The organism is Kitasatospora sp. NPDC092286 (genome assembly GCF_044755565.1).
Lineage (GTDB): Bacteria > Actinomycetota > Actinomycetes > Streptomycetales > Streptomycetaceae > Kitasatospora.
This window is the reverse complement of the sequence record NZ_JBIVRD010000033.1, coordinates 36,909-61,790: the sequence shown is the minus strand read 5'-3', so window position 1 is coordinate 61,790 and position 24,882 is coordinate 36,909. Positions and strand designations below refer to the sequence as shown.

Here is a 24,882-nt window from a genome sequence, read left to right as displayed (position 1 = left end):
GCCGGCCTCTACCTCTGGTCCCCATGTCCACCCGTCCCCCCTGTCGCGGCAAACGCCGCCGGCCGGTCCAGGCTGGTCCAGTGGCCGATCGGGTAGACGACCCAGTCCGCCCGTCCGATCACCCTGCGCTCCGGGACAAAGCCTCCGCCGGGCTCGCCCAGGTGGTCACGCGAGTCGCGCGAGTCGCTCCGGTGGTCGCCCATCACCCACAGCTTGCCGGTCGGCACCACCACGTCGAAGGCCACGCTCGACGGCTCGTCCCCCGGGGCGAGGTAGGACGTCTCGTCGACCGGCACCCCGTTGACGGTGATCCGCCCACCCGGACCGGTACTGGTCACCCGGTCCCCGCCGACACCGATGACGCGCTTGACGTAGACCGAGTTCCCGGCCGGTGCCAGTCCGAGGTCCTGGCCGAGCGAACGAAGACCGTCCCAGAACCCGGCCGACCTCTCCGGCTCATGCAGAAAGGAGCCCGTCCCGTCGAAAACCACCACATCGCCGCGCTGGGGGTGGCCGCCGAAGGCGTACGCCAGCTTGTTCGCGATCAGGCGATCGCCCGGGCGCAGGGTGTTCTCCATCGATCCGGACGGCACCGCGAACGGCCGCGCCACGAAAGCGTTCACCAGCAGCAGGGTGAGCAGGCAGATACCCACCAGCAGAAGCAGGTCACGCCCACGCGAACGCACCGGCGCCTCCGGCTCCGCGGTGGGTTCGTCCCCCGGCCCGGCAGTCTCCGGCCCCGCGCCCGTCTCCACGTCCCGCGCCTCGGCCGGCCCGGCGTCCGATACCTCGGCCGTCCCGGCCTCCACACCCGCTCCGGCCGGTTCCGCCCCGCCCCCGGAAACGGCCGCGGACCGCGACAGCGAGTCCGCACCGGTGGGTGCGGGACTGCCGTCGCGGTCCGCGAGTGGTTCGTGCGTGCTCATCGGGGGCTGAGCTTACCTTGCGGCAGCGGCGCCCCCTAGAGCGCTCCGATCCCCCGGCAGCGCCGGGGGCCGGCGGATCAGCGGTCGCGCTTCTCCTTGATCTTCGCGGCCTTGCCGCGGAGGTCACGCAGGTAGTACAGCTTGGCGCGGCGAACCGCACCGCGGGTCACGACCTCGATCTTCTCGACGACCGGGGTGTGCACCGGGAAGGTGCGCTCCACGCCGACGTTGAAGCTGACCTTGCGGACGGTGAAGGTCTCACCGACACCGGCGCCGTGGCGGCGGATGACGACGCCCTGGAAGACCTGGACACGGGAGCGGTTGCCCTCGATGACCCGGACGTGCACCTTCAGGGTGTCACCGGCGCGGAAGGCCGGAATGTCGCTACGCAGCGAAGCCGCGTCGACAGCAGCGAGCTTGTTGCTCATGTTGCTCTCCATCGCAGGCGCCACGGGCCGCCCACGGAAGTTCGTCGCAATGGGGTCTGCTGCGGGCCGCATCGGACCGAGGTGATCCCCCCGTGGCGAGGGCACCGGACCACGTGACCCCTACGAAAGGAGTCCAGCGACAGACAGCAGCGGCCTATTCTTCCACATCACCGGCCACGGACCGAAATCGGCCGAGCTGCTCGTCCCAGGCCAGTCCGAGGATGCTGAGGGCCTCACGGTCCTTCTTGTCGAAGGCGCCGTACTGCCAGCGCTCCACCAGGTCCGGCCGGTTGGCCAGGGTGCGGGCGAAGGCCTGCTCGCGTCGCCAGCGGGCAATGCGCCCGTGGTTGCCGCTGAGCAGCACGTCCGGCACGGTCCGGCCACGCCACTCGGCGGGCTTGGTGTAGACCGGGCCCTCCAGCAGGTCGGCCATCGCGCCGGGCGCGAAGGAGTCGTCCCGGTGGGACTCGGCGTTGCCCAGCACTCCGGGCAGCAGCCGGGCGATCGCCTCGACCATCACCAGCACCGCGACCTCGCCGCCGGCCAGGACGTAGTCACCGATCGACACCTCGACCACCGGCATCCGGGTGGCCGCCTCCTCGATCACCCGCCGGTCGATGCCCTCGTACCGAGCGGGGGTGAAGGCCAGCCAGGGGCGCCCGGCGAGTTCCTGCGCGAGTTCCTGGGTGAACGGACGCCCGCTGGGAGTCGGCACCACCAGAGTGGGCACCTCGCCCTCGGGCCCCTGGGCGGTCACCGCGTCCAGGGCCTCGCCCCACGGCTCGGGCTTCATCACCATGCCGGGGCCGCCGCCGTACGGGCTGTCGTCCACGGTCCGGTGCACGTCGTACGTCCAGCCGCGCAGGTCGTGGATGTGCACATCGAGCTGGCCACGAGCGCGGGCCTTGCCGACCAACGAGATGTTCAGCGGCTCCAGGTACTCGGGGAAGATCGTGACGACGTCTATCCGCATCCCGCTCTGCACCGCGGCCACCGGCCCGGACTCCGGCCTCGGCTCCTGCGCCGCGCCCTGCCCCTGCCCCTGCTCACGTTCGTCGGAGCTCACTCCGCGGCCTCCGAACCGTCTCGCACACCGTCGCCCTGAGCACCGTCGCCCTCAGCAGCGTCGCCCCCAATACCGTCAGCACCGTCGCCCCGGGCGACCTCGGCCTGCTCGGAGTCGATCAGCCCGCCCGGCGGGTCGATCACGGCGCGCTGGTTCTCCAGGTCGATGATCGGCACGATGCGGGTGACGAACGGCACCAGCACCTCGGTCCCGTCGGGCTTCTTCACCGTGAGCAGGTCCTGATAGGGCAGGTGGACGACCTCGGTCAGCTCACCGACCAGGGTGCCGTCGAGCAGCACCACGTCCAGACCGATCAGCTGGTGGTCGTAGAACTCCTCCGGATCCTCCGGGTGCTCCTCCGGGTCGACCTCGGCGATCAGGATGGTGCCGCGCAGCGCCTCGGCGGCATTGCGGTCCTTGACGCCGGCGAAGCGCAGCAGCAGCCGGCCGCTGTGCACCTTGCCGGACTCGACGGTCAGCGGCCCGGCCGACGCGGGGTCGGTGAGCAGGACGGCACCCGGTCCGAGCCGGAGTTCCGGCTCGTCGGTGCGGACCTCGACGCTGACGTCCCCCCTGATGCCGTGGGCGCGGCCGATCTTGCCGACGACGAGCTGCACGGTGATCGTTCTCCTGGATGAGTGCTAGGGAAGGCAGAGAAAGAAGGCTGAAGAGAAGGAAGGCTGACAAGAAGAGGCGGGAACCGGGGAGAAAGAAAGGCCGGCCGGGACGACATACGTCCCGGCCGGCCTCAAGCCTGACGGCTGAACGAGCAGCCGCGTCAGCGGATGTTGTCCACGTCGACCAAGTCGACCCGGACGTTGCGACCGCCGAGGGCGCCGACCACGGTGCGCAGTGCGCGTGCCGTGCGGCCGCCCCGGCCGATCACCTTGCCGAGGTCATCGGGGTGCACGCGCACCTCGATGGTGTTGCCCCGCCGCAGGTTGCGCGAGCGCACCTGCACTTCATCGGGGTGCTCGACGATGCCCTTCACCAAGTGGTCGAGGGCGTCCTCGATCACGATCAGGCCTCGGCGGCGGCGTCGGCCTCAGCCTCGGCCTTGTCCGACTTCTTGGCCTTCGGGGTGATGGCGACACCGGTGGTGGCGTCCTCGAAGCCGGCGACGGCCTTGGCGAACAGGTGCGAGAAGTCCTCGACCTTCGGCGCGGCGACCTTCAGCGGCTCCGGAGCCGGCAGGCCCTTGAACTTCTGCCAGTCGCCGGTCAGCTTGAGGATGGCGAGCACCGGCTCGGTCGGCTGGGCGCCGACGGACAGCCAGTACTGGGCGCGGTCGCTGTCGACCTCGATCTTCGAGGGGTCGTAGGTCGGCTGGTAGATGCCGATCTCCTCGATCGCGCGACCGTCACGCTTGGTGCGCGCGTCGGCGACGACGATGCGGTAGTGCGGGGAGCGAATCTTGCCGAGACGCTTGAGCTTGATCTTGACTGCCACGGGAGTGGATTCTCCTGGTGTTGACGTGGGTGAGCAGCCCTGCCGTCGCGTGGGGTTGCGGGGCGGGCCGTTCAAGGGACACGCCAGCCGTAGGAGAGAGGGGTCCTGTCTCGGCTGCCGAGTACTCAGCTGTCCATTCTGCCATACCGGCGCGAACCGCCTTCACCCGGCCGCCACCACCAGGCCGTCTTCACCGCCGCCAGCCACCCGACGGCCGCCCGACGGCCCCGGCAACAGGCCCGACCGGGAGCCCTCGCCCCCGGTCAGCCCGACACACATCGGCCGCCCGCCCGGTAGAGCCGATCGGTAGAGCCACTCGACAACTCAATGGGCCGATCGGCCGATTGCTCCGGCCGGACGTGCTGCCCGCACAGCCGCCGGCCGGTTCTCCAAGCTATGCGATCTTGAACGGCTGCTGGCACGCGCCGCAGACGATGGACGCCTGCGCGAGCACCGACGGCACGACCCGGACGTTCCGCCCGCAGCCGCAGACCGCCTTGACCCGGACGCCGCCCCCGGAGGAGCCGTGCCGGGCGGCCGGACCGCGGAAGGCGCGCGTCACGCCATCACCGGCCACCGCCTCCTGGTGGGCGCCGAGGGCCCGGTCCAGGCGTTCGATGGTGTCGGCGTACCGCTCCTGCGTCTCCTTGAGCATGGTCACCTGGGAGAAGCCGCTGCTCGCGTGCGGTTCGACCGGGTGCGCCAGGCCGAGCTCGGAGGCGAGCAGCAGGAAGCGCCGGTTGTGGTAGCGACCGGCGCGCGAGGTGTCCCGGATGTCCCGGGCCGCGGCCAGACCGTGGGCGGCCTCGTGGAGGAGCCGCTCGAAACCGAGCCGGGTGCCACAGGCCGAGGAGGATTCACCGATCAGCGCCTCGGGCGAGGCGAGGTCGGGGAGGTCCTGATGGAAGGCCTGGATGTCACTCCAGGCGGCGGCCAGTTCGGCCGCGAGAACGAGGGGCTGTGTCGTGCTCACGCTAGACCAACGATGCAGTGGGAGCCAATGTTCCGCGTGTTCTCGCTCTCCGGGAATTCCCAGGGAACTCTCAGGAATGCACGACCGCGCGCGAATTGCGCGTTCCGGATCTGACGCAAGACCAACCCCCTGCAGGTTTCGGCCCGTCGCAACTCGCCGAGCCTCGTATTTTCCGTCCGGGCGCGGGCTGTCGCCCCCAGGACGTACGGCCCGTGGTCCTGCCGAGTTGACAGGGCCACGGGCCGTACACCGTACCGCTATTCCGTTAATACTGGCAGTTGACTGGCCAGTAGCGATGTCAACAGGTGAGACGGTCTCTGGATACTTACAGCCCGTATTCTCAGCAGGCGTTGTCAGCAACCATCAGCACGCATCGGCGGCTGTCGACATCCGTCGGCTTCTGCCGGTTTCCGTCGGTTTCCGCTGTCAGTAGGCGCGCGCGACGATCGCGATATTGCCGTCCTGGTCGTCCGTCTGCGGCACCGATCCGTCGGCGGCGACAATGCAGCGCACCGAGACGCCCTGCTCGGCCAGCTTGGCCTCGCCCTCCGGGCCCAGCTCGGCCCAGGAGATCCGGCCCCAGCCGGTGGCGGCGGCCTCGACGGCCTCGTCGAGGTTGGTCACGTCCACCGTGCGGGCCTCGCGGCGCTCGCGGGACTGGCGCAGCAGCAGCGCCTGGTCCTCCTCCAGGACGCCGGGCACCAGCTCCGCCAGGCCGTCGATGGAGACCGGCTCCTTGCCACCGGGGATACGGCGGGCCAGCATCGCGGTGCCGTTCTCCAGGTCGCGCGGGCCGACCTCGATGCGCAGCGGCACGCCCTTGAGCTCCCAGTCGACGGCGCGGCGGCCGAACGGGGTGTCGGTGCGGTCGTCGACGACCACGCGGATGCCGGCGGCCTCCAGCCGGGCGCCGATCTCGCGGACCTTGGCGATCACCGCGTCGTCGCCCTTGATGGCGAGGACGACGGCCTGGACGGCGGCCAGGCGCGGGGGAACCCGCAGGCCGTTGTCGTCGCCGTGGGACATGATCAGGCCGCCGACCATACGGGTCGAGACGCCCCAGGAGGTCTGCCAGACGTACTCGCGCTCGGCGCCCTGGAGCTGGTAGGTGGTGTTGAACGCCTTGGCGAAGTTCTGGCCCAGCTCGTGGCTGGTGCCCATCTGCAGCGCCTTGCCGTCGCCCATCATGCCCTCGAGGGTGAGGGTGTTGATGGCGCCGGCGAAGCGCTCCTTGGCGGTCTTGCGGCCGAGCACGACATCGATGCCGAGCACATTGGTCATGAAGTCGCCGTAGACGTCCGTGTGGATCATCGAGGCGTAGTCACGGGCGTCCTCGTAGCTGGCGTGGGCGGTGTGGCCCTCCTGCCAGAGGAACTCGGTGGTGCGCAGGAAGATGCGCGGGCGCAGCTCCCAGCGGACCACGTTGGCCCACTGGTTGATCAGCAGGGGCAGGTCGCGGTGGCTCTGGACCCACTTGGAGAAGTACTCGTTGATGATCGTTTCGGAGGTCGGCCGGACCACGATCGGCTCGTCCAGCTGCTTGCCGCCGCCGTGGGTGACCACCGCGAGCTCGGGGGCGAAGCCCTCGACGTGCTCGGCTTCCTTGGTCAGGTAGGACTGCGGGATGAACATCGGGAAGTAGGCGTTCTGTGCGCCGGCCTTCTTGATGCGGGCGTCCATCTCCTGCTGCATCCGCTCCCACAGGCCGTAGCCGTACGGTCGGATGACCATGGTGCCGCGCACCGGACCGTTGTCGGCCAGCTCGGCCTTGTTGATGAGGTCCTGGTACCAGCGCGGGAAGTCGTCCGCCTGGGGGGTGAGAACGGGTGCCTTTGCCATGGGGCGAATGGTACGGGGAGCGAGGCCCTGACTTCGAATCCGTTCTGCGGGACCGGTCGGCCTCCGGAGCGCCCGGGCCCGCCAGGGGGCGCACGACCGCGACACGCGCGCACCACCCCGCACCCCTCTGGACGCCACGCCCGAGCCGCTGTTCGCTGGAGTGGGGCGGGACTTTGGGGGAGCCGTAGCAGCACACCGAAGGACCGGATGGGAGGCCGCGATGGCTTCAGCTCGGACGACCGGCACGACCGTACGACCCACGGGCGCACGCCCGCACGTCCCGCACGACCCACCGCGCGCGATCGCGTGGCCCGCGCGGGCGCGCGACTGGGCGGAGATCCAGGAACGCATGCTGGTACCGCTCTACGAAGCCGTCTACAGCCGGTTGGAGGTCGGCCCGGCGACCAGCGTCCTGGGCCTCGGCTGCCGGTCCGGCCTGGCGCTGCTGCTCGCCGCCGGGCGGGGCGCGCAGGTCTCCGGTCTGGAGCCGCAGGACGAGCTGCGCGAGCTGGCCCGGGGCCGCCGGCTGCGGGTCGGAGCCGGTGCCCGGCCAACGACGGCCCTCCCCCACTCGGCCTATTCGCTGGTGACCGTTTTCGAGCAGCTGCCCGGATCCGCCGACCCGGCCCGGGTGGTGGCCGAGGCGGCCCGGCTGACGCTCCCCGGCGGGCACGTGGTGCTGGCCGCCTGGGGCCCGCCGGAGCGCTGCGAGAGCGCGTCCGTCCTGGACGTGGCCCGCCGGATGGCCGGCCGTACCACCGCGCGTGACCCGTTCGAGCTGAGTCCGCCCGGCGCGCTGGAGGATCTGCTCGCCGGCGCCGGTCTGCACCCGGCCGGCAGCGGCCGGGTGAGCTGCCCGTTCGCCTACCCGGACCTGGACAGCGCGGTGCGCGGGCTGCTCTCCACCGGCCTGTACGAGGCGGCGGCGGAGTTCTCCGGGCTGCCGCTGGTGGCCAAGGAACTGGAGGAGGCGCTGGCCCCGTACCTGCGCCCGGACGGCTCGGTCCGCATGGAGAACCTCTTCCGCTACCTGGTCGCCGAGCAACCCCGGTAGCCCGCCGAGCGAAAGAGCCCGCCGCGCGAACGAAGAGGGCGCCCGCCACCCGGCGAGCGCCCTCACTCGAACGGCTCACGCCTGGTCGAGCGACTTCCGCGGCACCCCGGCGGCCCGGTAGGCCGCCTCCTCGTCCAGCGTCTCGGCCTCCAGCAGCGCCGCCGCCAGCGCGTCCAGCCGGGCCCGCTGCTCGGTCAGCAGCCGCACCGCCTCCTCGTAGCACTCGGCGACGATCCGCCGGGCCTCCTCGTCCACCGCGTCCAGCGTGGTCGGTGCGGCGGACAGCCCGTACGCGCCCTGTGGGTCGGCGGGGACGGCGGTGAGCCGGCCGACCCGCTCGCTCATGCCCCAGCGGCCTGCCATGCCCCGGGCGATGTTGGTGACCTGCTCCAGATCGCTCTCCGCGCCGGTGGTGATCACGCCGTAGACGACCTGCTCGGCGGCCATCCCACCGAGCGCGCCGATGATCCGGCCGCGCAGATAGGCCTCGGTGTAGGAGTAGCGGTCGGTCTCGGGGGTGGAGAGGGTGACGCCGAGCGCCCGCCCGCGCGGCACGATGGTGATCTTGCGGACCGGATCCGCGCCCGGCTGGAGCATCCCGAGCAGTGCGTGGCCGCTCTCGTGGTACGCGGTGCGCTCACGCTCGGACTGCGGCATCACCAGTGGGCGGACGGCGCCGAGCTGGACCTTCTCCAGCGCGTCCGAGAGGTCGCGCTCCCCCACCGCGTCCTGCTTCCGCTTGACGGCCAGCAGGGCGGCCTCGTTGACCAGGTTGGCCAGTTCGGCGCCGGTCATGCCGGGGGTGACCTTGGCCAGCTGGTTGAGGTCGGTGTCCCCGGCGAGCGGGACGGTCCGGGTGTGGATGCGCAGGATGGCGGCCCGTCCGTTCCGGTCCGGCGGGCTGACGGTGATCCGCCGGTCGAACCGGCCGGGGCGCAGCAGGGCCGGGTCGAGCACCTCCGCCCGGTTGGTGGCGGCGATGACGATGACGCCCTCGGAGCCGGTGAAACCGTCCATCTCGGTGAGGATCTGGTTGAGCGTCTGCTCGCGCTCGTCGTGGCCGCCCATGCCGCCGCTGCCGCCGCGCTGGCGGCCGATGGTGTCGATCTCGTCGATGAAGATGATCGCCGGGGCGACCTTGCGGGCCTCGGCGAAGAGCTCGCGGACCCGGCTGGCGCCGACGCCGACGATCATCTCGATGAACTCGGAGGCGGAGGCGGAGAAGAACGGCACGTTCGCCTCACCGGCGACGGCCCGGGCGAGCAGGGTCTTCCCGGTGCCGGGCGGGCCGGAGAGCAGCACGCCGCGCGGCATCTTGGCGCCGAGCCGACGGTACTGCTCGGGGTGTTTGAGGAAGTCGACCACCTCGGTGAGTTCGGCCTCGACCTCGTCGATACCGGCCACGTCGGCAAAGGTGGTGCGGGTGCCGGCGTCACTGGTGACCGGTTTGGGCGGGGCCTTGCGGCCGAGCGCGCCGGCGCCCATGCCACCGGCCATCCGGCGGGCGAGCAGCACCCAGATCAGGATCAGCAGCAGCATCGGGGCGAGCGAGATCAGCAGGTTGGCGAGGAAGCTGCGCTGCTGGACCACCGGCGAGGCGGTGACCTCGACGCCGTGCTGCTGGAGGGCGGTCCAGAGGTTGTCCCCGGCGAAGACCGGCCGCTGGGTGTCGAACTCGGTGTAGGTGCCCTTGGCGCCGTCCGGCTTGGGCTCGGCGCTCTTCAGGGTGCCCTCGATGGAGTCGCCCTTGGAGTAGATCTTGGTGACGTTGCCCTTGTTCAACTGGTTGTCGAACTCGGTGTAGGAGATCGTGGTGGCCCCGGCGTTGCCGAAGAAGGACAGCAGCAGGTCGGAGATCAGGAACACCACGAGCGCGGTGAGGACGAGGCCCGGCCAGCCGCCGGGCATCCTGCGGCGCGGAGGCGGCGGAGGCGGGGCGCCTTCGGACCGCCAGGGCTGGTCGGGGGTCTGGCGCGGCGGTACGGGATCGGTCACCCGTCGGACAATACGGACATCCGCTCGGGTGATCCAACCGCAACGCCGCGCCCGGACGCCGCTGAGCAGGCCCTACTCCCCCAGGCCGGGCCACTCCTCGGCGGTCATCGCGAACCGCTCGTGGTCCCGCCAGGCCCCCTGCAGGTACAGCATCCGCGGGGTGGATCCCTCGTGCCGGAAGCCCAGCCGCCGGGCCAGCGCGATCGAGCGCTCGTTGTCCGGCTGCACGTTGATCTCCAGCCGGTGCAGGCCGAGCCCGCCGGAGGCCTGCGGGGCGAAGCAGCGGTCCAGCACCAGCCGCATGCCCTCGGTCATCCGGCCGGTGCCGGCGAACGGCAGGTACGAGTCGTAGCCGAGCGCGCCGTTGCAGAACCGGCCCATCACGATGTTGGCGACGTTCACCTTGCCGACCAGCCCACCGCTGGCCCGGTCCACGATCAGGAAGGTCCGCAGGCCGGCGCCCTGGCGCTCCAGGAGTTCCGGCAGCCCGTCCGGCTCGACCGGGTTCCACCGCCCGATGTGGTCGGCGGACCGTCGGACTGCCTCGGCGTACGCAGCTTCGTCCCCTGCCCGCGGGGCCCTGATCGTCACTCTCACGGCACCATCATCGGACATACGAACGGCCCACCGCCCCGGCGGTACCGGGAGGCGGGCCGTTCGCGGCGCCCTGGTTCGGGGAGGCGGGCCGTTCGCGGCGCCTCGGTTCCGCACCGGCCGCAGGGTCTACAGCAGGTCCTTGAACTCCTTGGGCAGCTCGAAGTCGGCCGGGCCCTTGCCCGCGCCGAGGCCGAACGCGCCGCCGCCGTCGGCCGGGGCCTGGCCGGCCCCCGGGCCCAGGGCGCGGCGCTGGGCGGCCGCGGCCTCCTCCTGCGCGCGCTTCAGCGGGTTGCCGCTCTTGCGCTTGCCCTTGGCCTGCGGGGCCTTCTTGGCGGACTTCTTCGAGCCGCCGCCCATGCCCGGGATCCCCGGCATGCCGGGCATGCCCTTGCCGGAGGCCATCGCGGACATCATCTTGCGGGCCTCGAAGAACCGCTCGACCAGGTTGTTGACCTCGCCGACGCCGACGCCCGAACCCTTGGCGATGCGCAGCCGGCGCGAGCCGTTGATGATCTTCGGGTCGGTCCGCTCGGCCGGGGTCATCGACTTGATGATGGCGCCGACCCGGTCGACGTCCTTGTCGTCGATGTTGTTGATCTGCTCGCGGATCTGGCCCATGCCGGGCAGCATGCCCAGCAGCTTGGAGATCGAGCCCATCTTCCGGACCTGCTCCAGCTGGTCCAGGAAGTCGTCGAGCGTGAAGTCCTTGCCGCCGCCCTGCAGCTTGGAGGCGATCTTCTCGGCCTCGGCCTGCGAGAAGGTCTGCTCGGCCTTCTCGATCAGCGAGAGCACGTCGCCCATGCCGAGGATGCGCGAGGCCATCCGGTCGGGGTGGAAGGCGTCGAAGTCGTCGACCTTCTCGCCGTTGGAGGCGAACATGATCTGCCGGCCGGTGACGTGCGCGACCGACAGGGCGGCACCACCGCGGGCGTCGCCGTCGAGCTTGGAGAGCACCACACCGGTGAAGTCGACGCCGTCGAGGAAGGCCTGCGCGGTGGTGACCGCGTCCTGGCCGATCATCGCGTCGACGACGAACAGGACCTCGTCCGGGTTGACCGCGGCCCGGATGTCGGCGGCCTGCTGCATCAGCTCGGCGTCGATGCCCAGGCGGCCGGCGGTGTCGACGATGACGACGTCGTACTGCTTCTGCTTGGCGTACTCGATCGAGTCCCGGGCGACCTGCACCGGGTCGCCCACGCCGTTGCCCGGCTGCGGGCCGTAGAAGGCCACGCCCGCGCGGTCGGCGACGACCTGGAGCTGGTTGACGGCGTTGGGGCGCTGGAGGTCGCAGGCGACCAGCAGCGGGGTGTGCTTCTGCGTCTTCAGCCAGTGGCCGAGCTTGCCCGCGAGGGTGGTCTTACCGGCACCCTGGAGACCGGCGAGCATGATCACCGTCGGGCCGTTCTTGGCGAACTTCACCCGGCGCGTCTCGCCACCGAGGATGGCGATGAGCTCCTCGTTGACGATCTTGATGATCTGCTGCGCGGGGTTCAGCGCGCCGGAGACCTCGACACCGAGTGCCCGCTCCTTGACCTGCTTGATGAAGGCCCGCACGACCGGCAGCGCAACGTCCGCCTCCAGCAGCGCGATGCGGATCTCGCGGGCGGTGGCGTCGATGTCCGCCTCGCTGAGGCGGCCCTTGCCCCGGAGGTTCTTGAACGTCGCTGCGAGGCGATCGGAAAGGGTGTCGAACACGTCGTCGCGGGTCCTCTGCGGCATCGGTATCGGTACGGTCGTCGCCCCCCAGGGTATCCGGCCGCCCCGGGTACGGTCTCCACCCGGGTTCACCCGGTGTTCAGTACGCCGTTCGGCCGGTGCTCGGCCCGGAGTCCCGGCCGGTGCTCGGCCCGGCGTCCGGTCCTCGGACCAGCGCGGCCCGCACGGCCGCCGCCACCTCCCCGGCCCGCCGGGCCGAGAGCGGCCGGCCCGCCGCGTCGGTCAGGTAGAAGGAGTCGACGGCGTCCGCGCCGAGCGTGCTGACGTACGCGGTCCTGACCCGGACACCGGCCCCGTCCAGCGCCCGGCCGATCCGGTGCAGCAGGCCGGGGGCGTCATGGGCGCGGACCTCCAGCACCGTCGCGGTGGCCGAGGCCGCCGCGGGCGCGACCGCGACCAGCGGCGGCGGGGTGGGGATGCCGGGTCGGCGCGGGGTGGCCGCGTCGCGCTCGGCGAGCCGGCGCGAGACGTCCAGTGAACCGTCCAGCGCCCGGCGCAGATCGGCCCGCAGCCGGGCTGCCTCCGGCAGCTCGCCGAACTCGGCGGCCACCGTCCAGGAGAGCAGCAGCACCGCGCCCGCGCCGATCGGGTCCAGCTCGCGCAGGCCTGCCGAGCGGACGGTCAGCCGGTGCAGCGCGAGCACCCCGGCGACCGTGCCGAGCAGACCCGGCCGGTCCGGTACGGCCAGGGTCAGCCGGACGCCCATCGGTTCGGTGCCCGTCGGCCCGGCACCCTCCCGGCCCGGCCCCGGGACCTCCGGCCCGGCCTGGGCCAGCAGCGTGAGCGCCGGCCCGCCGGTCCGGGCGGCCTCCACCGCGAGCCGCTCCTGCTCCGCGGTCGGCTCGGCCTCCGCCCGGCCCGGCTGCCCGCCGGCCAGCTGGGCCGCGGCCCGGGCGGCCAGGCCGTCCACCAGCGAGGCCCGCCAGCTGCTCCAGGCGGCGGGGCCGGTGGCGGTGGCATCGGCCTCGGTCAGCGCGTGCAGCAGCTCCAGCCGCGCCGGGGTGCCGACCGCCTTGGTGATCGCCTCCACGGTGGCCGGGTCGTCCAGGTCCCGCCGGGTCGCGGTCTCCACCAGGGCCAGATGATGGCGGACCAGCACCGCCAGGGTCTCCGTGTCGTCCTCGTCGAAACCCATCCGGACGGCCACATCGCGGACGATCACCTCACCCGCCTCGCTGTGGTCGCCGGGCAGGCCCTTGCCGAGGTCGTGCAGCAGCGCGGCGACCAGCAGCAGGTCGGGTCTGGCCACCCGGCGGGTCATCGCGGCGGCCCGGACCGCCGTCTCCACCAGGTGCCGGTCCACCGTCCAGCGGTGCACCGCGTTGCGCTGCGGCCGGCAGCGCACCCGCTCCCAGTCCGGCAGCAGCCGGGTGATCAGCCCCTCCGCCTCCAGCGCCTCCCAGACCGGGATGCACGCCTCGCCCGCGCCCAGCAGGGTGACCAGTTGCTCGCGCGCCTCGTCCGGCCAGGGCACCGGCAGCGGACGGCACTCGGCGGCCAACCGGCGCACCGTCGCGTACGAGACGGTCAGCCCGTTCTGGGCGGCGGCGGCCGCGGCGCGCAGCGGCAGCGCCGGATCGGCGGCCGGGCGGGCACCCTGGGCGAGCACCGCCTCGCCGTCCTGCTCGACCACACCCTCGGCGAGCGGGCGGCGCCGGACCGCGCCCCGGGCCACCGCGCCGGCGCCGCGCCCGGCGCCGGTGAAGGGGAAGGAGAGCCGCGACGACCGCCGGCCCCGGGTGGAGCGGGCGGCGAGCACCCGGTCCACCGCCCGCCAGGTGACATCGCTCGCGTAGGCGACGGTGCGGGCGGCCTCGTACACCTGGCGCAGCAGGGTGTCGGCGTCCAGCACCCCGAGCCGCTCGGCCACCTGGTCCTGGTCCTGGAGGCTGAGCCGCTCGGTGGCCCGGCCGGTGGCCAGGTGCAGGGCGTCGCGTACGTCGGCCAGCCGCAGCGCGGCGGCGTCCAGACCGTCCCGGGGGGCGTCGGCCAGCCAGCTGGCGGCGATCGCGTCGAGTGTGACCACGTCGCGCAGGCCGCCCCTGGCCTCCTTGAGGTCGGGCTCCAGCAGGAAGGACAGCTCGCCGTGCCGCTCGGCCCGCTCCCGGGCGAGTTCGCGCAGCTCGGGCAGGCGCCGGGGGGCGCTCGCGCGCCAGTCGCCGAGGACGGCGGAGCGCAGGGCCTCGGTGAGCGCCGGGTCCCCGGCGATGTGCCGGGCGTCCAGCAGGCCGAGCTGGGCCTTGAGGTCGGCGGCGGCGACGGTCCGGGCCTGGGCGAGGGTGCGCACCGAGTGGTCGAGGGCGGCGCCGCTGTCCCAGACGGGGTACCAGATGCGCTCGGGCAGCTCCGGGTCGAGCGGGCCGTCGTGCAGCAGCAGCACGTCGAGGTCGCTGCGGGGCGAGAGTTCGCCGCGTCCGTAGCCGCCGACGGCGACCAGGGCGACGCCGGCCGGGGCGCCGGCCGCCGTGAGCAGGCCGCCCAGCCAGTCGTCGGTGAGCGCGGCCAGCGCGGTGCGGCGGGCGTCACCGGTGGGACCGGGGGCGGCCAGCAGCCCGGCCCGGGCGGCGGCGTAGTCGGCGGGCGGGCCGGTCCCCTGGTGCCCGTCGCCGGGTGAGGGGGGAGGAGAGGTCTCGGCGGTCATACGGGTCCCCGTCCGTCGTCCTGGGCTGATGCGCCGTCAGCGGACCGGCGACCACCGGGTGGTCGCGGGCCCGCCCGCGGGTTGATCGAGCTGAATGCTAGAGGGCGTCGGGGCCGCGCTCGCCGGTGCGGACCCGGACGGCCGTGTCGACCGGGACGCTCCAGACCTTGCCGTCGCCGATCTTTCCGGTCCGGGCGGCCTTCACCAGGACGTCGATCAGCTGATCGGCGTCCTCGTCCTCGACCAGCACCTCGATCCTGGCCTTGGGCACCAGGTCCACCTGGTACTCCGCGCCCCGGTAGACCTCGGTGTGGCCGCGCTGGCGGCCGTAGCCGCTGGCCTCGATGACGGTCAGGCCGTGCACTCCGAAGGCCTGCAGGGCGGCCTTCACGTCGTCCAGGCGGTGCGGCTTGATGACTGCGGTGATCAGCTTCACTGGGCATCGGCCCCGTTCTTCTCGGCGGCCTCGGCGACGGACTCGACCGCGGCGACCACGGCCGCGGCGGGGGCGGGAGCGGGAGCGGTCCTGGCCAGACCGGCGACCACGGCCGCGGCGGGCGCCGGGGCGGGGGAGGTCCGGAGCGGGTCGGCCACCACGACCGCGGCGGGAGCGGAGACAGCGACGGAGACCGGTACGGAGACGAAGGCGGTCCTGGCCAGGCCGGCGCCCATCGCGCTGAAGTCGTAGGCGGATTCGGCGTGCTCGGCCTGGTCGATGCCGGCGAGCTCGACCTCGTCGGCGACCCGGAACCCGACCGTGCGGTCGATCGCCTTGGCGAGCAGCCAGGAGAGCACGAAGGAGTACCCGCCGACCACCGCCACGCCCATCGCCTGCTTGCCGAGCTGTCCCGGGCCGCCGCCGTAGAACAGGCCCTTGGCGGTCTGGCCGACCGTGCCGGTGGCGAAGAGGCCGACCAGCAGCGAGCCGATCGCGCCGCCGACCGCGTGCACACCGACCACGTCGAGCGAGTCGTCGAAGCCGAAGCGGTACTTGAGGCTGATCGCGGCGGCGCAGACCGCACCCGCGACCAGACCGATCGCCACCGCGCCGAGCGGGCTGACCGAGCCGCAGGCGGGGGTGATGGCGACCAGGCCGGACACCGCGCCGGAGGCGGCGCCCAGCGTGGTGAACGCGCCGTGCCGCAGCTTCTCGTAGACCAGCCAGCCGAGCAGCGCGGCCGCCGTGGCGACCTGGGTGTTGACCAGCGCCATCGCGGCGACGCCGTTGGCGGCCAGCGCCGAACCGGCGTTGAAGCCGAACCAGCCGAACCAGAGCAGCCCGGAGCCGAGCATCACCAGCGGCAGGCTGTGCGGGCGCATCGGGTCCTTCCGGAAGCCGATCCGCCTGCCCAGCACCAGACAGAGGGCCAGACCCGCGACGCCCGCGTTGATGTGCACGGCGGTGCCGCCGGCGAAGTCGATCACGCCGTTGCGGTCGCCGAGCCAGCCGCCCTTGCCGCCGTCGAAGAAGAACACCCAGTGCGCGACCGGGAAGTAGACCACGGTCACCCAGAGCGCGATGAACAGGCCCCAGGCGGCGAATCTGGCGCGGTCCGCGACGGCGCCGCTGATCAGGGCCGGGGTGATGATCGCGAACATCAGCTGGAAGGCGGAGAACGCGGTGACGGGAATCGTCCCGGTGAGGTCGTTCAGGCCGATGCCGTGCAGGCCGAGGAAGTCCAAGTTGCCGATCAGGCCGGCACCCGCGTCGGGGCCGAAGCTGAGCGAGTACCCGTAGAGGACCCAGAGCACGCTGACGATGCCGAGCGAGAGAAAGCTCATCGCCAGCATGTTGAGCGTGCTCTTGGCCCTGACCATGCCTCCGTAGAAGAAGGCCAGGCCCGGGGTCATCAACATGACCAGGGCCGCACTGATGAGCACGAAGGCGGTGTCGCCCGCGCTGAAGCCGTCCGGCATCGGCGTCTCCTCATGGTGGAAGCCGCTCCACACCCGGGTTACCCGTGTACCCGGGGTGTCGGCGATGAGATGGAGCGTGCCGAAGGCCGGTTTCAGCCGGTGCGGCCCGTTGTTTCGCGGCCGTGACGACGGCGACGCGGGGGTTACGCCTGCGTGAACCGCGGCCGCGCCGGGCCTCCGGACCGGCTATCGTGCCGCGCGCGGCGGGCCCGGGCGGTGCGGCGCGCCGGGCGCCGTGTGCCCGTGCGCCATGTGCCGGACATACCGCCGGAGCCGCCGGACATGCCGCCGACCGTGACGGCGGCGGCCGTCACGGTCGGCGGGGCGGGCGGGGCCTCGACGGAGGCCCGTGGGGGGGTGGCCCGGCGCGGGTCAGACCACCGAGACGTACTCCGGAATGTCCTGGACCACCCGCTCCTTGAGCCGGCTGACCGCGTCCACGCCCCTGAACCGGGAGGCGGCGGCCTCGGTGGTCTTGCGCACCCGGGAGTTGAGCCGCTCCGAGCGCACCTTGGTGGCGATGTCCACCGCCTGCTCGGCCATCGCCGCGGCCTGCTCCGGCTCCTTCTGCAGCAGGTGCACGCTGGCCATGCCGATCAGGTTGAAGGCGTACGAGCGGACGTGGTCACCGTCCTGGCGGAAGAGGTCCACCGCGCGCTCCATCACCGGGGCGGACATCGAGGCGTACAGCTCGGCCTGGTCGGAGTGGTAGGCGAGGTCGCGGAAGGAGTGCGCGTTCTCGGCGTTCAGCTCGGCGGGCGAGAAGAACTTCAGCCAGTCCGGGTCGCCGTCGCCCTCGCGGATGTCGGTGAAGGTGTCCTCGGCCAGCCGGACGGCCCGGGCGCAGCGGTTCACCTCGCCGATGGTGGCGTAGGCGCGCGCCTCCATCGCGTACAGCAGCGACTGCTGGCGCGGGGTGGCGGTGTCGCGGCTGCCGTACTGGGCGAGGTGGATCAGCTCCAGGGCGTCCTCGCCGCGGTTGAGGTGGATCATCTGGCGGCTCATGTCGGTGAGGATGAGCGCGCCGAACGGGCGGTCGCCGGCCTCCTTGGCGGCGTGCAGCGCCAGCACGTAGTACTTCTGCGCGCTGGGGTGCATCCCGACGTCGTACGACATCCAGCCGGCCAGGTGGGCCAGTTCGGCGGTGAGCCGGAACAGCCGCTTGGTGGTCTGCTCGGGGTACGTCTCCTGGAGCAGGTCGGTGACCTCGTGGAGCTGGCCGACGACGGCCTTGCGGCGCAGCCCGCCGCCGTTCTGGGCGTCCCACTGGCGGAACATGACGGTGGTCTGCTCCAGCAGTTCCAGCTCGGGCTCGGAGAGCCGGCCGGTGAACGGCTCGCCGCCGTTGGCCGCGGTGAGGATCGGGGTGGGCACGCCGCTCGGGCCCGGGGCGAGCCAGCGCTGCATGGGCTCGATCAGCGCGGCACCGGCGGTCAGGGCGAGCGAGGTGCCCAGGAAACCCCGCCGGTTGAGCATCAGGTCGCTGCGGGAGTAGTCGCTGATCAGCTGAACGGTCTGGGGCGCGCTCCACGGCAGGTCGACGCCGCCGCCCACGGTGGAGACCGGGATGGCGGCGCGCAGGCCGAGGTCCTCGATGGAGACCACCGAGCCGAAACGCTCGGAGAACAGTTCCGACATGATCTTTGGGATAGGTTCTCGGGGCTGCTCACCGTCGAGCCAGCGGCGCACCCGCGAGGTGTCCGTGGACACATGGTGGGCACCGATCTGACGGGCCCTGCGGTTGACCTGGCGGGCCAACTCGCCCTTGGACCAGCCGCTGCGGCCGAACCACGTGGTCAGCTTCTCATTGGGTTGCTTCTCTGCCATGGGAATGTCCCCATCCCGCCCGGCCCCTGCTGAGGGGCCCCCGATCGTGTCCGCCCGACGGTTGCGGGCTCTTGCCAGACGTGCCGTATCCGAGGTTGCTGCCGTATCAGTTGTCGTACTGGTGCGCCATCGCCACGGACGGTTCGTCAGTTCTCCCAACTCCCGTCCGTAGATGGCCCGGAGCGGACTCCCCGACGATGTCCGTGTGCTGAACGTAATGCCCCGCCGGCTGCCCGAGGGAGCGGCCCTGGCGAAACGCCACCTTTCGCCACCCCCAGGAGTGAACCGAAGCCAGGCCCCGCACGCTTCACTGGAGAGGTCCGACCGTCCGGCATATGCAGGCCGCCAAGTCCGCCCCGGCACACCCCGAAATCATCGCAACCCACAACAACCACAGGCGAGTTTGACACCCGACTCCTCGCCGGCCGCCCCACCCTCCCGACGATCGGGCATCGACACCGCCGGCCACAAGGCGGCGCCCGAGGCACACCGTCGCAACAGGCGCACGCCGCGCGCTGCGCGCCGCTACCGCACCACGCACGACGCAACCATCACGCAACACACAGTCACTATCCCGTAACCATCGGCTACCTGAATCTGTTGGGGGAGGCATGGACAACCTGTTCGGCGAACTTCGGCTGGGACACCTGCGGCTGACACAGCTGGGCGCGCGCCGCCGCACCCGCGTCACCGCGTCCCGGGCCGCCGCGGAGTACACCGGCCGCTGGGGCTGGGCGGTCGCCGTCGGCGGCCCGGCCGGCTCCGGCAGCGCCCCGGCCCGCTGCCAGTGCGGCACCCCCCGCTGCGGCGCGCCCGGTCTGCACCCCGGGTCCGGCCGTCGGCCCGCCGGGCGGCCCGACGCGGACGACTCGGTCCTGTTCCCCACCGGCCGGGCCTTCGACGTCCTGGACGTCCCCGAGCAGGCCGGCCTCCAGGCCCTGGTCCGGCTGGAGCGGATGGGCACCCAGATCGGCCCGGTGCTCGCCACCCCCACCGGCCGGCTCCAGTTCCTGGTCGCGGCCGGCACCGCCCGCCGGCTGCCCGACCTGCTGTACCGGATGGGATGGGACGACGCCGCCCTGGACCTCACCTGCCACGGCGAGGGCGGCTATGTCGCCGCGCCGCCCACCGTGCTCCGCGGCCTCGGCCCGGTGCGCTGGCTGCGCCGGCCCACCCGCGACAACGCCGGCTGCCCGCCCGAGGCCCGGCTGCTGCTCGGCACGCTCGCCTACGCCTGTCACCGCAGCCGCGAGCGCACCGCCGAACCCGCCTGGCTCGCCTCCTGACCGGGCGCCGGGCGCTCCGCTCCCCCGGGCGCCCGGACCGCGCCGAGGACGTCCGGACGGGCTCGCCCTGGTCCGGACAGCGCCGAAGGGCCCGCCCCTCGCGGAGCGGACCCTTCTTCACCGAGACGGGGGTCAGTCCCCGATCAGCGCGTCGACGAACGCGCCCGGCTCGAACGGCGCCAGGTCGTCGGCGCCCTCGCCGAGACCGATCAGCTTGACCGGGACGCCCAGCTCCCGCTGCACGGCGACCACGATGCCGCCCTTGGCCGTGCCGTCCAGCTTGGTCAGCACGATGCCGGTGATGTCGACCACCTCGGCGAAGACCCGGGCCTGGATCAGGCCGTTCTGACCGGTGGTGGCGTCCAGCACCAGCAGCACCTCGTCCACCGGGCCGTGCTTCTCGACCACCCGCTTGACCTTGCCCAGCTCGTCCATCAGGCCGGTCTTGGTGTGCAGTCGGCCGGCGGTGTCCACCAGCACGGTGTCGGCGCCCTCGGCGATGCCCTCCTTGACCGCGTCGAACGCGATCGAGGCCGGGTCACCGCCCTCCGGGCCGCGTACGGTCCGCGCGCCGACCCGCTCGCCCCAGGTCTGCAGCTGATCGGCGGCGGCGGCCCGGAAGGTGTCGGCGGCGCCGAGCACCACCTTGCGGCCGTCGGCGACCAGGACCCGGGCCAGCTTGCCGGTGGTGGTGGTCTTGCCGACGCCGTTGACGCCGACCACCAGGACCACGGCCGGGCCCTCCGCGTGCCTGGTGGAGTGCACGGTGCGGTCGGCTTCGGTGCCGATCAGCTCGACCAGTTCCTCGCGCAGCAGGCCGCGCAGGTCTTCCGGGGTACGGGTGCCGAGCACCTTCACCCGGGTGCGGAGCCGATCGACCAGCTCCTGGGTGGGGGCGACGCCGACGTCGGCGGTCAGCAGGGTCTCCTCGATCTCCTCCCAGGTGTCCTCGTCCAGGCGCTCACGCGAGAGCAGCGTGAGCAGGCCCTTGCCGAGCGAGTTCTGCGAGCGGGAGAGCCGGGAGCGCAGCCGGACGAGTCGGCCTGCGGTGGGCTCGGGGACTTCGAGGGCCGGAGCCTCCTCGGCCTCGGCCGGCGCGGGGACGGCCTCGGCCTCGGGGAGCTCCACCTCCTCGACGGTGCGTCTGGGCTCCTCGGTCGGCGGCGCGGACTCGTCGCCGACCTGGGGCTCCTGCGGGGTCGGGGGCGCCGTGATGACCGGCGCCGGCGACTTCGGGGGCAGCTGCTGGCGTCGTCTGCCGGAAACGACGAGGCCGGCGATCGCGCCGATGGCGACCACGGCGATGACTACGGCAAGGATCACGTATTCCATAACCCCCCCAGTATCCGTGACCGGGACCCCGGCGGACCGCAGGCGGCGTAGGGCCAGTCGTCGAACTGGCCCTAGACCGATGCGGGTCGGACCGTCTTCGGCCGCTCCCGGTGCTCTCCCCCGGTCCGGCGGCCGGGAGGCGCCCCCTCGCGCAGGCGCTGGCTGATCACCTGGGAGATGCCGTCGCCCTTCATGGTCACGCCGTAGAGGGCGTCGGCGGACTCCATGGTCAGCTTCTGGTGGGTGATCACGATCAGCTGGGAGCTCTCCCTCAGCTCCTCCATGATCCCGATCAGCCGGCGCAGGTTGGTCTCGTCGAGCGCCGCCTCCACCTCGTCCATCACGTAGAACGGGCTGGGCCTGGCCTTGAAGATCGACACCAGCAGCGCCACCGCGGTGAGCGAGCGCTCGCCGCCGGAGAGCAGCGAGAGCCGCTTGACCTTCTTGCCCGGCGGACGGGCCTCCACCTCGACGCCCGTGGTCAGCATGGAGTCCGGGTCGGTCAGTACCAGCCGCCCCTCCCCACCCGGGAAGAGCCGGGAGAACACGCCCTCGAACTGGGCGGCGGTGTCGTGGTAGGCCGAGGTGAACAGCTGCTCGACCCGCTCGTCCACGTCCTTGACGATGTCCAGCAGGTCGCGCCGGCCGCGCTTGAGGTCGTCCAGCTGTTCGCCGAGGAAGCGGTGCCGCTCCTCCAGCGCCGCGTACTCCTCCAGCGCGAGCGGGTTCACCTTGCCGAGCTGCTGGTACGCCTTCTCGGCCGCCTTCAGCCGCTTCTCCTGCTCGGCCCGGACGAACGGGCGCGGCTCGCCCTGCTCCTGGCCCTCCGCCGCGCTGCCGTCGGCGTCCGGCGCCGCGGGCGTCGGCGGGACGAGCTGCTCAGGGCCGTAGGAGGCGAGCAGTTCGTCGCCCCCGATGCCGAACTCCTCCAGCGCCCGGGTCTCCACCTGTTCGATCCGCAGCCGCTTCTCCGCTCGCAGCACCTCGTCCCGGTGCCCGGCGTCGACCAGCTTGTCCAGCTCGGCCTTGAGCCCGCGCCCGTGCTCGCGGTGGTCCCGCAGCTCCGTCTCCCGTTCGGCGCGCGCCTGCTCGGCGGCCGCCCGCTCGGTGTCCGCGCGGGCCAGCGACACCTCCACGCAGGCCAGCAGCTGCCGGGCGCCCGCCGCGACGGCGTTCGCCACCCCGGCGTCGTGCTCGGCGCGCCGGCGGCGCTCGGCGGCCCGGGCGCGCGCCTCGCGCTCGGCCCGGGCGGCCCGGTCCAGCTGGTCCGCCCGGCCGGTGAGGGCGCGGACCCGCTCCTCGTGGGTGCGTACCGCGAGTCGGGCCTCCAGTTCGGTCTGCCGGGCCCGGGCGGCGGCGTCGGCCAGCCGCTGCTGCTCGGTGGTGTCCGGCTCGTCCTCCCCCGCGTCCGCCGACTCCTCGGCCGCCGCGAGCCGTTCGGCCAGTTCCTCGGCGCCGGCCAGCAGCTGCGCCAGGCCGTCCTCGGCCCGGGCGGCGGCGGCCGCCAGCCGTTCGGCCTCGCCGGCGGCGGCGCGGGCCTGCCCGCCGAGCCGGCCGAGCGCGCCCGCCACCTCGGCCCGGTCCTTCCCGGCCTGCCGCCGCCGGGCCGCCAGCCGCTCCAGTTCGGCGGCCGACTCCCTTCGCAGCTCCGTGAGTTGATCCAGCCGCTCGGCGGACTCCGCGCACTGGACGGCCAGTTCGGCGATCGCCCGGGCGGTCTCGTCCACCGCGGCCTGGGTCTCCAGCAGACTGGGCGCACCACCGGATCCGCCGTGCGCGAACCCCGCGCCGAGCCGGTCGCCGTCGACCGTGACGGCGGTCAACCCGGGCCGCTCGTGGATCAGTTGCAGCGCCTCGTCGAGCGAGCCGACCAGCACGGTCCGGTCCAGCAGGGCGCGCGCGGCCGACCGCAACCCCGGCGGGCCGTCGACCAGTTCGGCGGCCCAGCGGGCACCTGCGGGCAACTCCCCCACGGCGTGGTCGGGTTCGGCGGCTCCGGCGATCAGCAGGGCGGCCCGCCCGGAGTCCTCCTCGCGCAGCAGGCGCAGCGCCTCGGCGGCCGTAGCGGGCGAGTCGGCGGCCACCGCGTCCGCGGCCACTCCGAGCGCGGCCGCGACGGCCGCCTCGGCGCCGGGTTCGATCCGCAGCAGCGCGGCCGCCGGGCCCAGCAGACCGGTCAGCCGGTCACCGGCCGCGAGCAGGGCTCCGCTGCCGTCCTTGCGGCGCAGCCCCAGGGCGAGCGTCTCGTGCCGCGCGGTGAGCCCGGCCCGCTCGCGTTCGGCCGCGCCGGCCGCCTCGCGGGCGGCGGTGAGGTCGCCCTCGACCCGGGCGAGCCGTTCCCGGGCGGCCTCGTGCCCGGCGTCGGCCTGGTCGTCGTCCACCGCCAGCGCGTCGACCTGCTCGCGCAGTTCCTCGTACTCGCGCTGGGCGGCCCCGGCCCGCAGCAGCGCGTCGTCCCGGGCCTCGGTGAGCCGGCCGATCTCGGCCTCGGCCGCCGCCGCCTTGGACCGCGCGGCCGCCGACTGCCCCTGCAGCCGGGCCAGGCCCTCCCGGCGGTCCGCGATGGCCCGGGCGACGCCCTTCAGCCGGCGTTCCTCCTCGGCCAGCGCGCGTTCCAGCGCTCCCCTGGTCTCGACCGCCTCGGCCAGCGCGTACTGGGCCTCCGCCAGTGCCTCGGCCAGTTCGGCCTCCTCCTCCCGGACGCGCCCCGCCTCCCGCTCCAGTTCCTCCGGGTCGCGCCCGCGCCGCTCCTCGGCCTGCCCGCCGGCGGCCGCGTGCCGGGCCCTGGCCTCGGCCAGTCCGAGGGTGCCGCGGGTGCGTTCGGCGAGGGCGGAGAGCCGGTACCAGGTCTGCCGGGCCGTCTCCAGGCTCGGGCCGAGCTGCTGGATCTGGGCCTCCAGTACGGCTTCGCGCCGCACCGCGTGGGCGAGTTCCCGCTCGACGGTGGAGCGGCGCAGGGTGAGCGCCTGTTCGTCGGCGGTCTCCGCCTCGACGGCCCGGCGCAGGGTGAGCAGGTCGTCGGCGAGCAGCCGCAGCCGGGCGTCGCGCAGATCGGCCTGGATGCCCGCGGCCCGGCGGGCGATCCTGGCCTGTCGGCCGAGCGGGCCGAGCTGGCGGCGCAGTTCGGCCACCAGGTCCTGGACCCGGTTGAGGTTGACCTGCATCGCGTCCAGTTTCCGCAGCGCCTTCTCCTTGCGCTTGCGGTGCTTGAGGACGCCGGCGGCCTCCTCGATGAAGGCCCGGCGCCCCATCGGGTCGGCGTGCAGTACGGAGTCCAGCTGGCCCTGGCCGACGATGACGTGCATCTCGCGGCCGATACCGGAGTCGGAGAGCAGTTCCTGGATGTCGAGCAGCCGGCAGGTGGTGCCGTTGAGCGCGTACTCGCTGCCACCGTTGCGGAACATCGTCCGGGTGATGGTCACCTCGGCGTAGTCGATCGGCAGCGCGCCGTCGGAGTTGTCGATGGTGAGACTGACCTCGGCGCGGCCGAGCGGGGCGCGCCCGCTGGTCCCGGCGAAGATGACGTCCTCCATCTTGCCGCCGCGCAGCGACTTGGCGCCCTGCTCCCCCATCACCCAGGACAGGGCGTCGACGACGTTCGACTTGCCGGAGCCGTTGGGGCCGACCACGCAGGTGATCCCGGGCTCGAAGCGCAGGGTGGTGGCGGAGGCGAAGGATTTGAACCCGCGCAGCGTCAGACTCTTCAGGTGCACGCGCCGGTCTCCTCATCGCTCGCCCGGGCCCCCAGCGGCGACTGTATCCGGCCGGACCCGCCGGTTCCGTGCGCGGACACGACGCGGACACGACGAAGGGACGCCACTCAGGGCGTCCCTTGC

The 24,882-nt window shown here is 73.0% G+C and carries 19 protein-coding genes; 2 read left to right on the top strand and 17 right to left on the bottom strand.

The window, feature by feature from the left end:
- Nucleotides 1-8: 8 nt before the first annotated feature.
- The 8 genes from lepB to proS form a co-directional block, all read right to left on the bottom strand.
- Nucleotides 9-926, bottom strand: coding sequence for a signal peptidase I (gene lepB / locus ACIQIB_RS28560; RefSeq protein WP_400761506.1), 918 nt, complete (start codon nucleotides 924-926; stop codon nucleotides 9-11).
- A 77-nt stretch (nucleotides 927-1,003) separates the two neighbouring features.
- The gene (gene rplS / locus ACIQIB_RS28555) at nucleotides 1,004-1,354 is read right to left on the bottom strand and encodes a 50S ribosomal protein L19 (RefSeq protein WP_063347674.1); all 351 of its coding nucleotides are present in this window, start codon (nucleotides 1,352-1,354) and stop codon (nucleotides 1,004-1,006) included.
- A gap of 154 nt (nucleotides 1,355-1,508) precedes the next feature.
- Nucleotides 1,509-2,327, bottom strand: a complete 819-nt coding sequence (gene trmD, locus ACIQIB_RS28550; RefSeq protein ID WP_363608998.1) for a tRNA (guanosine(37)-N1)-methyltransferase TrmD — start codon at nucleotides 2,325-2,327, stop codon at nucleotides 1,509-1,511.
- An 89-nt stretch (nucleotides 2,328-2,416) separates the two neighbouring features.
- Nucleotides 2,417-3,037 carry a ribosome maturation factor RimM gene (gene rimM / locus ACIQIB_RS28545; protein ID WP_400761503.1) on the bottom strand — a complete coding sequence of 207 codons (621 nt, stop codon included), beginning with the start codon at nucleotides 3,035-3,037 and terminating at the stop codon, nucleotides 2,417-2,419.
- 161 nt (nucleotides 3,038-3,198) lie between these two features.
- On the bottom strand, nucleotides 3,199-3,438 hold the full coding sequence (locus tag ACIQIB_RS28540; RefSeq protein WP_030056773.1) for an RNA-binding protein: 240 nt from the start codon (nucleotides 3,436-3,438) through the stop codon (nucleotides 3,199-3,201).
- A 2-nt stretch (nucleotides 3,439-3,440) separates the two neighbouring features.
- Nucleotides 3,441-3,869 (bottom strand): 30S ribosomal protein S16, encoded by a 429-nt coding sequence (gene rpsP, locus ACIQIB_RS28535; RefSeq protein WP_363608934.1) that lies wholly within the window; start codon nucleotides 3,867-3,869, stop codon nucleotides 3,441-3,443.
- A 394-nt stretch (nucleotides 3,870-4,263) separates the two neighbouring features.
- A complete protein-coding gene (locus tag ACIQIB_RS28530; RefSeq protein ID WP_400658689.1) occupies nucleotides 4,264-4,842 on the bottom strand; it encodes a hypothetical protein in 579 nt (192 codons plus the stop codon).
- Nucleotides 4,843-5,268: 426 nt separating this feature from the next.
- A complete protein-coding gene (gene proS / locus ACIQIB_RS28525; protein ID WP_400761500.1) occupies nucleotides 5,269-6,681 on the bottom strand; it encodes a proline--tRNA ligase in 1,413 nt (470 codons plus the stop codon).
- Nucleotides 6,682-6,901: 220 nt separating this feature from the next.
- Here proS and ACIQIB_RS28520 point away from each other — a divergent pair, with 220 nt between their 5' ends.
- Entirely contained in the window at nucleotides 6,902-7,735 is an 834-nt protein-coding gene (locus tag ACIQIB_RS28520; RefSeq protein ID WP_400761497.1) for a class I SAM-dependent methyltransferase, read from the top strand.
- Between the two features lie 75 nt (nucleotides 7,736-7,810).
- On the opposite strand, the gene ftsH is transcribed toward ACIQIB_RS28520, so the two are convergent.
- The 7 genes from ftsH to ACIQIB_RS28485 form a co-directional block, all read right to left on the bottom strand.
- Nucleotides 7,811-9,730: an ATP-dependent zinc metalloprotease FtsH gene (ftsH, locus tag ACIQIB_RS28515; protein ID WP_363608928.1), complete on the bottom strand. Its 1,920-nt coding sequence runs from the start codon at nucleotides 9,728-9,730 to the stop codon at nucleotides 7,811-7,813.
- A 72-nt stretch (nucleotides 9,731-9,802) separates the two neighbouring features.
- Complete coding sequence (locus tag ACIQIB_RS28510) at nucleotides 9,803-10,345, bottom strand: GNAT family protein (protein ID WP_363608926.1); 543 nt, start codon at nucleotides 10,343-10,345, stop codon at nucleotides 9,803-9,805.
- A 108-nt stretch (nucleotides 10,346-10,453) separates the two neighbouring features.
- Nucleotides 10,454-12,022: a signal recognition particle protein gene (gene ffh / locus ACIQIB_RS28505; RefSeq protein ID WP_363608996.1), complete on the bottom strand. Its 1,569-nt coding sequence runs from the start codon at nucleotides 12,020-12,022 to the stop codon at nucleotides 10,454-10,456.
- 100 nt (nucleotides 12,023-12,122) lie between these two features.
- Nucleotides 12,123-14,684, bottom strand: coding sequence for a [protein-PII] uridylyltransferase (locus tag ACIQIB_RS28500; protein WP_400761495.1), 2,562 nt, complete (start codon nucleotides 14,682-14,684; stop codon nucleotides 12,123-12,125).
- Between the two features lie 97 nt (nucleotides 14,685-14,781).
- Nucleotides 14,782-15,120: a P-II family nitrogen regulator gene (locus ACIQIB_RS28495; RefSeq protein ID WP_363608924.1), complete on the bottom strand. Its 339-nt coding sequence runs from the start codon at nucleotides 15,118-15,120 to the stop codon at nucleotides 14,782-14,784.
- Nucleotides 15,117-16,601, bottom strand: a complete 1,485-nt coding sequence (locus ACIQIB_RS28490; RefSeq protein ID WP_400761492.1) for an ammonium transporter — start codon at nucleotides 16,599-16,601, stop codon at nucleotides 15,117-15,119. Before ACIQIB_RS28490 ends, ACIQIB_RS28495 begins: the two co-directional genes overlap by 4 nt.
- Before the next feature lie 372 nt (nucleotides 16,602-16,973).
- Nucleotides 16,974-18,428 carry a hypothetical protein gene (locus tag ACIQIB_RS28485; protein WP_363608922.1) on the bottom strand — a complete coding sequence of 485 codons (1,455 nt, stop codon included), beginning with the start codon at nucleotides 18,426-18,428 and terminating at the stop codon, nucleotides 16,974-16,976.
- 611 nt (nucleotides 18,429-19,039) lie between these two features.
- Between ACIQIB_RS28485 and ACIQIB_RS28480 the strand changes: the two genes are divergently transcribed.
- A complete protein-coding gene (locus tag ACIQIB_RS28480) occupies nucleotides 19,040-19,714 on the top strand; it encodes a bifunctional DNA primase/polymerase (protein WP_400658677.1) in 675 nt (224 codons plus the stop codon).
- A gap of 132 nt (nucleotides 19,715-19,846) precedes the next feature.
- On the opposite strand, the gene ftsY is transcribed toward ACIQIB_RS28480, so the two are convergent.
- Together ftsY and smc are read right to left on the bottom strand one after the other, a co-directional pair.
- Complete coding sequence (ftsY, locus tag ACIQIB_RS28475) at nucleotides 19,847-21,046, bottom strand: signal recognition particle-docking protein FtsY (protein WP_363608918.1); 1,200 nt, start codon at nucleotides 21,044-21,046, stop codon at nucleotides 19,847-19,849.
- A 71-nt stretch (nucleotides 21,047-21,117) separates the two neighbouring features.
- Complete coding sequence (smc, locus tag ACIQIB_RS28470; protein WP_400761489.1) at nucleotides 21,118-24,759, bottom strand: chromosome segregation protein SMC; 3,642 nt, start codon at nucleotides 24,757-24,759, stop codon at nucleotides 21,118-21,120.
- Between the last annotated feature and the right edge of the window lie 123 nt (nucleotides 24,760-24,882).

Bases quoted from the DNA above. Each gene is read 5' to 3' on its own strand.
- lepB (WP_400761506.1), bottom strand. From the start codon at position 926: ATGAGCACGCACGAACCACTCGCGGACCGCGACGGCAGTCCCGCACCC.
- rplS (WP_063347674.1), bottom strand. From the start codon at position 1,354: ATGAGCAACAAGCTCGCTGCTGTCGACGCGGCTTCGCTGCGTAGCGAC.
- trmD (WP_363608998.1), bottom strand. From the start codon at position 2,327: ATGCGGATAGACGTCGTCACGATCTTCCCCGAGTACCTGGAGCCGCTG.
- proS (WP_400761500.1), bottom strand. From the start codon at position 6,681: ATGGCAAAGGCACCCGTTCTCACCCCCCAGGCGGACGACTTCCCGCGC.
- ACIQIB_RS28520 (WP_400761497.1), top strand. From the start codon at position 6,902: ATGGCTTCAGCTCGGACGACCGGCACGACCGTACGACCCACGGGCGCA.
- ACIQIB_RS28510 (WP_363608926.1), bottom strand. From the start codon at position 10,345: ATGTCCGATGATGGTGCCGTGAGAGTGACGATCAGGGCCCCGCGGGCA.
- ACIQIB_RS28500 (WP_400761495.1), bottom strand. From the start codon at position 14,684: ATGACCGCCGAGACCTCTCCTCCCCCCTCACCCGGCGACGGGCACCAG.
- ACIQIB_RS28490 (WP_400761492.1), bottom strand. From the start codon at position 16,601: ATGCCGGACGGCTTCAGCGCGGGCGACACCGCCTTCGTGCTCATCAGT.
- ACIQIB_RS28485 (WP_363608922.1), bottom strand. From the start codon at position 18,428: ATGGCAGAGAAGCAACCCAATGAGAAGCTGACCACGTGGTTCGGCCGC.
- ACIQIB_RS28480 (WP_400658677.1), top strand. From the start codon at position 19,040: ATGGACAACCTGTTCGGCGAACTTCGGCTGGGACACCTGCGGCTGACA.
- ftsY (WP_363608918.1), bottom strand. From the start codon at position 21,046: ATGGAATACGTGATCCTTGCCGTAGTCATCGCCGTGGTCGCCATCGGC.